At 69.8% G+C, this 9277-nt stretch carries 7 protein-coding genes; 4 read left to right on the top strand and 3 right to left on the bottom strand.

The features are described 5' to 3' along the window. Window positions 1-946: 946 nt before the first annotated feature. Both ACFV6H_RS29695 and ACFV6H_RS29690 read left to right on the top strand, forming a co-directional pair. Window positions 947-1579 (top strand): hypothetical protein, encoded by a 633-nt coding sequence (locus ACFV6H_RS29695; protein ID WP_385548251.1) that lies wholly within the window; start codon window positions 947-949, stop codon window positions 1577-1579. A gap of 819 nt (window positions 1580-2398) precedes the next feature. Then, window positions 2399-2851, top strand: coding sequence for a DUF4262 domain-containing protein (locus ACFV6H_RS29690; RefSeq protein ID WP_385548248.1), 453 nt, complete (start codon window positions 2399-2401; stop codon window positions 2849-2851). A gap of 581 nt (window positions 2852-3432) precedes the next feature. Here ACFV6H_RS29690 and ACFV6H_RS29685 read toward each other — a convergent pair. Further along, entirely contained in the window at window positions 3433-4281 is an 849-nt protein-coding gene (locus ACFV6H_RS29685) for a GNAT family N-acetyltransferase (protein ID WP_385548245.1), read from the bottom strand. Between the two features lie 91 nt (window positions 4282-4372). Then, window positions 4373-6013 carry a hypothetical protein gene (locus tag ACFV6H_RS29680; RefSeq protein ID WP_385548242.1) on the bottom strand — a complete coding sequence of 547 codons (1641 nt, stop codon included), beginning with the start codon at window positions 6011-6013 and terminating at the stop codon, window positions 4373-4375. 520 nt (window positions 6014-6533) lie between these two features. On the opposite strand from ACFV6H_RS29680, the gene ACFV6H_RS29675 reads away from it, so the two are divergent. Beyond that, window positions 6534-8348: an RNA-binding domain-containing protein gene (locus tag ACFV6H_RS29675; protein ID WP_385548239.1), complete on the top strand. Its 1815-nt coding sequence runs from the start codon at window positions 6534-6536 to the stop codon at window positions 8346-8348. Window positions 8349-8480: 132 nt separating this feature from the next. Then, window positions 8481-8762: a hypothetical protein gene (locus ACFV6H_RS29670; protein WP_385548236.1), complete on the top strand. Its 282-nt coding sequence runs from the start codon at window positions 8481-8483 to the stop codon at window positions 8760-8762. A gap of 53 nt (window positions 8763-8815) precedes the next feature. On the opposite strand, the gene ACFV6H_RS29665 is transcribed toward ACFV6H_RS29670, so the two are convergent. Continuing rightward, window positions 8816-9133, bottom strand: a complete 318-nt coding sequence (locus ACFV6H_RS29665; protein ID WP_385548233.1) for a WhiB family transcriptional regulator — start codon at window positions 9131-9133, stop codon at window positions 8816-8818. Window positions 9134-9277: the final 144 nt, after the last annotated feature.

The raw sequence follows: 9277 nt of genomic DNA, 5'->3' as shown, positions 1-9277 counted from the left end.
GAGCGGGTACAGAGGGCGCGGGGCGCCCTCTGACAGACCGTCAGCGCGGAGCGCTGACCGGCCGGCCGGGGGCCGGCCGAGGAGCCGGCCCGCGGAGCGGGCCGGGGGGCGGTGGGTGGTTGCGGTGGTTATCGGGCTTTCTGTTTGCGGGTGTTGCGGTTACCGATTGGCTGGCAAGGTGGTGGGGGTGTCCCCCGGTTTTCGTGCTGGCCTTTCGGTGGGTTTCTCTGCGGTTTTTCTCCGGGTTCCCGGGGTGTTTCTCGTCCGGGTCCGCGTGTCCTGCTGTGTGGAACCAGTATAGGGGGCGGGGGCCGCCTTTTTCAAGTTATGCAACGGGAATTGACGGGGCATCGGGGCCGGTCGCCCGGGGTGGCCCCGGGCCGGTGTCGTGCGCCCCTCTGTGCTGCTCTGGTGGGAGCCTACAGCGTCCGGGGCGGCGGAGGGAAGGTGAGGGAGGGCGGTAACCGGGCGGGGGCGTGAGGGGCCTTTCTGGGCTTTCCGGAGGTGGCGTTAGATTCGCGCGCCCGAGTTGGCGGGGCGTTAGATTCGCCGGTTTCCGGTGGCGTTAGATCCGGGCCGCTCCAATGGGGGTGCGGGGGTGGGGCGTTAGATTCGCGCCCGGGGTGGCGGGGCGGCTTTCCCGGTGGCGTTAGATTCGCGTTCCTGGTTCGGTGGCGGGGGTCGGGGGGTGGGTATCGGGGGCGGGTGCCGGTCGGCCCCGGGGCGGGTGGTGGTCAGTCGGGGGCGGGCGGGTGGCGGGTCGGGGTGGGGGTGTTGGGTGGGTGAAGTTCCTAGTAGGGGCCTGGTTCGGTGAAGCGTTGTAGGGGCGTCCCGTTCGTGTGTTGCATAACTCGATGAACCCGTGTACTGTAGTTATCACGAGGTCGGGGGAACGAAGAACCGGCCGAGAAACCGACTCACCACTGACCCTCTGGAGGGGATCTTCATGTCCGGTACCAAGTCCTTCACCACCCAGGCCGGTTCCACCTACTCGTACTCCGTCGAGACCGGCGAGAACGGCGAGGCGGTCTACGACCTCTCCCGGGTGTTCCAGGAGGGCGCGATGCCGATCGGTTCGATCGTGGTCCACCCGGACTACAACCTGAACCCGGCCGTCCCGGGTCTGCTGAACATCCAGTTCGGCAAGGGCAGCACCGACCGTCACGAGCGGGTGGAGGTGCCCATGCTGGGCGACGGCGACCTGATCTACGTGGTCGGTCACCAGCTCGTCAACCCGGCCGACCTGGACGTCAACCCGGAGGACGAGAAGAGCGACCCCAACCCGAAGATCACGTTCCACCGGACCGTGATCGGCGCGCACTTCCCGACCAACTCCCCCTCCGGGCGCGTGAGCACCGCCACGTTCGAGAAGGTCCGCGACCTCGTGACCGCCCTGGTCACGGAGTACCGCGCCGACAAGGCCACGGCCAAGCGGGAGGCGCAGTACGCGGCCTTCCTCAACGGCCAGCGGGCCGAGGCGATCCAGCCGGAGATCGACAAGATCGACTCGCAGATCAAGGCGCTCCAGCTCGCGCGGGCGGAGCTGACGGAGAAGCTGAACGGCTACAAGGCCGCGTAAGCACCCGAACCAGGGCCGGGCGGCCCCCAACCCCCCAGGGGCCGCCCGCGCCCACCACGGCCCGGCCCCGGCCCCCCACACCCCCTCCACCCGGGGAACCCGGGGACCGGGCCACCCCCCACACCCCCACCCCACCGACCCCGGCCCGGGGCACCCCCCACCCCGGGCCGGACCCCCACCCAACGCCATGCAGACGGACCGCCACCCAGGCCACTGGAGGTAGCAGGATGCGGAGAACCACGATCGGCACACGGTTCACGACGGGCTGCGGGCACTCCTGGAAGCGTCGGCACCCTCGATGGACGGCCGGCGAGCTGCGGCATGCTTCCACCGACTGCGCCGTGTGCGGCGAGCTTCTTCTGATCACGGTGCCGTCTGAGGTGCCTGCCGACGTCTATCCGGCGGACGTCCATTGCCCTCTCTTCCACGTGCAGCTCTCCATCGAGTCTGGCGGCCTGTGGCCTGCTGATGGACGTGGGACCTACTCGGTGCAGTTCGCGGCCGAGTAGGTGGGCACGCCCGCCATACGCCTCTGCACGGAGAAATCGACGATGTCAGAAATCCGTACGCGTCCCCTTGGGAGAGCGTGGTCGACCATGACTGTCTCGGACCTTCCTGGAGAGTCTGCGCGGCAAAAACTTCTCCGCGCTTTCTCTGACGCATTGCAGACAGTCCCTGAACTTCGGCAACTCTCCGTGATCCCAGAAGAGTTCACAATGTTCTGGGATCACGATCACCTGTCTGTTTACCACGAAGAGGTGGAAAGTCAGGCAGTCTTCCGCGCCAATATCGTGAGTCGATAAGCAAGAGGAAAGTTCCGTGGCTTCTGACCAGTTTGACTTCATGACGGATTATTTGTACCGGGCCGCTCGCATGATTGGCGAGCATGGGTACATCGTGCAGCCGGTAGTGAGCGACGGGCACAGCGCTCCGTACTCGTACACGATTGGACTCCACCAGTCTCATGGCTACGACCTTGTGATGACTGGCCTGGGACATGAAGTGGCCAACAGCGTGCTTCACAATCTAGTTGACAGGTTCAAGGACTCGGCTGGGCCCGCGGCAGATGTCTCGCTGGACGGTGTGCTGGCTGACGGATTCCAGGTGCGGATGCGGCGTGTGGAGTCCTTGAAGGATTTCTCATTGCACCGTGCGATTTTCGGTGATGAATCCTGCCCGCCGTACTGGCAGGTGGTCTGGCCGGATGCTGCGGGCGTCTTCCCTACGGACCCTGGATGTTCCATTTCACCGGGAAGTCAGCCGCTCCTGTGATCTCGTGGAGTTCAGACCGTCAGGCGGCGGAGCCCCTGTAGAAACCCGCCTGTCTCCCACTATCCGAGCGATCCCGGCAGGATCCAATGCGCCACAAGGAGAGCCTTCCGAATTCGGCCCTCATTCACAAAGAGCGATGTGCGGAAGCCGTACGGCGGCCTCCGCACATCGCTGTGCATCCCGCCCTCTTTGATCTTCTGCACGCTGAACGGCGCAGGGGCACGGCGGTTTGCCGAAGCCCGTCACTAGCCGGGCGACCTGGGCGCCGGTGTCACTACCTGGGCTGTGCACAGTACGGCGCAGCAACTCGCTTTCGGTGGGCGCAAGTCGAGCGGGGCGGCGGGGGCGTTGCCGGGTGGAGTCGCACGAGGTGGCCCGGCTCCGGCGCGGCTTGACCCGGTCAGCCCCCGACCCTGCTCGACCCTGGGACGTTGGTGTCTTCCCCGGCGGCCGGGCTGGTCCCGCCGCCGCCAACCAGAAGCGTACGGCTGGCTGCCGCAGCTGGCTCGGGGGCATCCCGCCCACGGGGGAGCTCTGCCGACAACACAGCTCACGCACTCCAGCAGTCCGACGCATGCCGGTCAGTTCTGAGTGCGGCTCGCAGTTCCTGGAGTGCCGTTGGGCAGGTCGGCTTTCACCGCTTCACAGCTCGTCAGCCAGGCGATCCAAGCTCCGTCGGGCGCCCGGCCCAGGTGGAGGTCCGGAGCGTGGTCTGTCGGTCGCGCGCAGATACGGCCGTAGGCACCGTGACGGACCGGGCACAGCCGGGCCATCTGCTTCGGGGTGAGGGCGGAGAGAGCCTCCGGCAGTGCACGGCCGGCGGCGGTCGCCCGCGCTTCGGCCCCACGCCGACGTTCCACTTCATCGGTGCACGCCTGGAACAGGCGGGCCCAGCGCAGGGCGGTGTCCTCGCTGCCCGGGGTGTAGAGGCACTGCCGTTCGCCGTACTCGAGGAGGGTGTCGAGCACAGTCATGCCCAGCGACTCCAGCAGGCGCCGCGAGGCAGCGTTGCGCTCCTGGGTGACCGCGACGAGCGGCCCGCCGTCCGGCACCTCGGCGGCCCACCAGTCGACGGCCGCGCCGACGGCCTCACGCCCCAGCCCCCGGCCCCAGGCCGAGGAGAGCAGTTGGTACGAGATCTCGGCCCTGCCCGCGGACCGGCTGTCGGCGGTGATGCTGACCAGGCCGATCGCCTCGCCGCCCGCAGCGGGAGCGACCGCCCACACGCCGGGGGTGGTCGGGTACTCGCGTTGCCGGGCCTCGATGCGCGCCTCGCTCACCGGTCCGCCCAGGAGGGCCCGGACCTCGGGGTCGCTCAGCACGGCCCGGACGAACGGAGCGTCCTGGTGCGTAACCGGGCGCAGGGCGACGCGCTCGGCGCGCAGGACGACGGGCCACCGGCGGGCGAGGGCAGCTTCGACGGGTTCCATCGCCCCAGGATGGCAGTGCCGGGCGGCCTCGCGGGCGGGATCGCGGCACCGCCGGTTCCGGCCCGGTAGGGCACCGGGCCGGAGCGGGCGGTCACTGCCAGGAGCCGGGCTGTGCCGGGAGGTCGTCGAGGGCGTTGTTGATCATGCGGGTGATGTCGGTGCCGTAGTGGGTGTCGCCGTGGATGAAGGTGGTGGTGAAGGCGGTGAGCTCGCGGCGCGGGAGGTCGGCGGCGCGGTAGGCGGCCAGTTGGTCGGCGCGCAGGAGCTGGGCGAGGGCGATGTACCCGCGGTCGGCGACCAGGGTGAACAGGACGGGGCCGTCCATCTCGGCGTCGGCGTGGTGGGCGTCCCACCAGTACTCGTCCGGGGTGAGGCTGTGGCCGCGCTGGTGCCGGGCCACGATCGTCACCTTGATCCCGGTGCGCGGGTGGCCGATGACGATGTGGGAGGACCGGCCGTCCCAGGTGGCGCCCAGGGCCTGCGCGGCGGCGCGGCGGACGACGTCGGCGACCGTCTCGGGCGTGGGCGGCACGGTGCCGGTGAGCAGGGTGCGGATGCTGCCGGGGCGGGTGTGGACCGGGCGGCGGGCGACGATCAGGACGTCGTTGCGGATGCGCTGGTCGTCGGTCTCGGTGATGCCCGGGTGCCAGCGGCGGTGCGCCCGGACGTCGTCCAGGATCTCGCGCGCGCCCTGGTTGTCGTTCGGATTGAGGTAGAGCAGGGTCACCAGGACCCGCTCGGCGGAGTTGAACCGGCCCAGCCGCCACAGGGTCAGAGCCAGGCCCTGGACGGCACGCAGGAAGGGGCGATTGCTCATCTCGGACCAGGGCAGCCGGCCGTGAAAGACCATCGGGAGAGAGGCTTCGCCGACGGCGACGGCGGCCTCGTACCAGGCCAGCGCCTCCTTCAGGTACCGGCGGCGCTCGGCGGCGGTGGGGCCGACCCAGGAGATGAGGTCACCGAAGTCGCCGTCGTGACGCTGCAGGGCCAGGCTGCCGAGGTGGGCGTAGGCGTCGACGTCGCGGGGCTCGGCGACGACGATGCGGCGCAGCTCGTCCTCGTAGCCGTCCACGTCGCCGGTGGCCCGCATGGTGTCCAGCGCGTCGTCGAGGGGCAGTTCGGCACGGCCGGGGTAGGGGTCCGGCATCCGGTAGCGGGGCAGGACGCCGTCCTCGGCCAGTTGCTCCAGCCACCACCGCGCGGCGATCTCGGCGTCCTTCTGCGGCCCCGGGGCGATGCCGAGGTCTTCACCGTCCGGCTCCTCTTGGCCGTCCTGATTGGCCTCGGGCTCCGTGCCGAAGCCGTCCTCGTCCTCGCCGTCGTCGTCCTCTTCGTCGTAGGCGTGGAGGACCTCGTCGGGGTGGAAGTCGCCGTCCTGGGCCGCTTCGCCGGCCCCGGCGCGGTGCGCCTTCTCCGCGGCGTCCCGGGCCTGCTTGCTCCGGGCGCCGGGCAGGGCGTGCGTCAGGGGGTGGTAGACGTCGGGCCACGGGTGGCCGACCGCGAGGGGGCTCCACATCGCGTAGTCCTGCTGCATCAGGATGCGCAGGGCCAGATCGAGGCCGTGGTGGTCGAGACGGTCGGGAAGCCGGCCGGCCTCGCCGGCACTGGTGACCTCCTGGAGCGCTTTCTGGTAGCCGATCTGCGTCTCGGCGTCCAGGAGGCGTGCGAGCCGGGTCGGCTGAGTGCGCTGGACGCGGCGCCGGGGCTCGGCGGAAGGGGTGGTGGTGGACACGGGGGCTCCTTGAACCGGGCTTCGCGTGGCGCACCGCCCCACCTCAGTGCGACGCCAAGCCATCAGGTCAGGACGCCGTCATCATGTCGATCATGCTGGTCGTGCCGGTTCGAGCGTGGGCTGCAGTTCACCCGGACGGTCAACGGTGGGGATGACCGGCGGGAACGCGCACCGTGGGCGCGGTAAGGCACCCATCGTGGCGGGCTACCGCACGGCGGCGCAAGGCCATCTCCCGAAAGTGAACGATCATGTCCCATTCCATGCGCATCATGTCGAAAGGTGTTCCCCGCGGAGTTCGCCGTGGCGTTCGATACGAAGGCGTGCAGCAGTCGGGGGCATGCATCTGCCGAACGGCCCGTCGTTGCGCCAGGGTTGGCATCACAGGGGGCAAGCCCGGCCTGCACACTCCAGAGGTGCCAGCGAGCCGGCCCGCGATCGCGGACGGGAGCGGTCGCCCCTGCGCTGGTGAACTTGTGAAACGCAGCGGCGGGCGGACGGCGGGCCGGTGGATACTGCCGGGGTGCTGAAAGATCTGAAAAGCGTGTTGGCCGCGCTGGACGCCCATGAGCCGGGCTCCCTGCTCGAACTGCGCGAGACGCAGTGGCTCGACGCGAAGGCCGCCGCGTACCAGCTCGACGTGGACCCCCGCGCGCCCGAGGAACTCGCCAAAGACGTCGCCGCCTTCGCCAACGGAGGGGGTGGTGTCATCGTGATCGGCATCGCCACCCGCATGGACAACGACGAGGAAGTCCTCGACCGCGTCACCGGCCTCGCCCCGGATGCAGTGAACGTCGACCAGGTCCGCAAGGTGATCCGCGCCCGGATCACCCCCGCACCCCGCGGCGTACGCATCGGCTGGTCCGGCGGCAAGGAGCGCGTGCTGTTCATCGACGTTCCGGCGCAGCCGGCGGCCACGCTTTTCGTCGTGGCGGCGCCGACCGGGAAGCCCGGCGCTCAGCGGACGGACACCGTCGCCGTGCCGGTGCGGGACGGCGACCAGACGTACTGGCTACCGCGTGCCGAGATCGGGGCGCTGCTCTCTGCGGGTGTCCGGGCGTCCGGTATGCCGACCGCCGAGGCTCTGGCCGACCTCGTTCGGCAGGCTGTTTCCGACAGCGGGCCGGGGGGAGGGTTGCGAGTCGGCCAGGGGCTCCCGGACCGCGAGCGGGAGATGCAGGAGGCATACCGTCGTTTGGCTTACGCCGGGTTGGGAGAGCCGGCCGGGGAGGCCTGGGCGCACGGGTCGACCGCTCTTCAGGATTTGCACCACGAGCGCGACAGCGGCCCGGGGTGGGTGCTGTGTCTGGTGGCCGGTCGGCCGCCGGTCGTGGTCGCCGCGCCCGTCTGGCAGGCGATCGTCGAAGCCGGTCGGCACGCGCCCGGCCATGACCCGCTCGCGGCCGTGGGGTATCCCGTCCCGCCGGAGGGGACAGACGGATCATGGATGGTCGGGGCCGATGAACGAAGCGTGGATCTCGACGGCGGATCGTGGGGCGCAGGCCGACTGGCGTGCTCGGGACGCGGTGTGTGGCGGTGGGAACCTCTTACCCACTTCAGCCTCAACCAGGGGCGGTCTGCCGAGAACTGGACCTCCGGCCAGTCACCGGCGCTTCGCTTGCGCGCTGTGGTGAACCTGCCTTGGGCCGACCCGGGTACGTTGGAGATCAGCAGGCCGCGGCGCCAGCAGCTCGAACAGCAGCTCCCGTACAGTGCGCTGGCCGGTGCGGTGACCACGCTGTCCAGGCGCCGGGGAGCGGAACTCCCCGCGGCCGAGTGGAGCCGAGGACGGTTCAGTAATACGGCCCGCTCCGTCAGCTACACGTGCACGGTCAGCGCCCCGGACGGCGCCCCGGCCTTGAGGGCCGCCGCGACGCTCGCCTTGCCCACGACGACGGACTCCACCGTGGTCGCCTGCGCGGACGTCATGATCGAGAACCCCGCGGCGTGGGCAAGCGCCCTGGACATCGACTGGGGCACCCAGCTCAGCTTCGACGAGGTTCAGGCCCTCTTGCTGGGCGCGTGGGAGACGGCCGCCGAACTGCTGCCCGACGTGGTCGGAGACCCGGCAGCACTACGGTGGGCCGCGCCGCCCACAACCGAGCTGCGGATGACGTGCGAACAGCCCGCCGAGAACAACGTCCTGCCAGCCTTGGACGAACTCGTCGATCTGGAACCGCTGGGCGCCAGCACCGACGGCGGGCGGTCGAAGATGGCCGTCACGATCACCACCGCGCCCACCATGGGCCGCGGGGAACGACAGAGCCTGATGCGGCAGGCGCTGGTGCACATGGCCCAGCAATTCGGCTACGTCGACGCCGAGGTGGAACTCCTGTAGGCGTGCGCTGATCGGCTCCGGAGGTCCTCGGAGACGGGCCAGTCCCGGCTTGCGCCGGAGCCGACCACGCATCCACGGTCACCTGCGAAGGACCGGGCCTCCATCTCGTCGCCGCCACTACGCTCAGGTGCCATGAGCGATCCGACGACCTTCTTCCTGGCCACGTTCCCCGGTGTGGGCCGCGCCCTGTTCAGCAGCGTCGAGGCCGCCCAGGAATGGTGCGACAAGCGCGCGGAGGAGCGGTTTCCGGGTGACGTCGTGAAGTGGGCCGAACCGGAAGACTTTGACGAAGCAGGAGTCGGCACGGGGCAGACCGGCCAGCGGTGGCACCGGCAGGTGCCGAAAACGGGTCACAGCGTCCCGTCGCTCAGCCTCGGCATTGTGGTGTCGCTGCCCATCGACGCGGAAAGCTGACGAGCAATCGTCTCCGAGTCCGGATGAGCCCGCGCAAAAGCCCCGGGCCGCCATCAGCCGGCAACTTCCCACCGTCCCCCTTCGCCTGAGCGCGCCAGCCGGGCGTGCTCGGTGCGGGCCGCCTCAAGCAACTGGCGCCAGGAGGTCACGGTCGGCCGTCGGCGCAGCAGGGCGCGCCGCTCCCGGTCCGTCATCCCGCCCCACACGCCGTGCTCGATACGGTTGTCCAAGGCGTACGCGAGACACTCGGTGCGTACATGGCAGCCGGTGCATATGGATTTCGCCCGGTTCTGGGCCGCGCCGTCCACGAACAGTTCATCCGGATCGCTGGTCCGGCATGCCGCCCGCGCCTCCCACCCGTCCTCGATCACCGCAGCGCCGTCCTCTCCCCGTGCCGGCTCACCGCCTCCACCCTACGAAGGGGCGATCCGGAGACGGTACGGCAACCGCAGGGGGCATGGGACAGCGTCATCTCACGGCAATCCCTTCGGGTGACCTTCCCTTTGACGGCAGCG

It is taken from the genome of Streptomyces sp. NPDC059743 (genome assembly GCF_042732975.1).
Lineage (GTDB): Bacteria > Actinomycetota > Actinomycetes > Streptomycetales > Streptomycetaceae > Streptomyces.
This window is presented reverse-complemented; position numbering and strand designations above follow the sequence as displayed.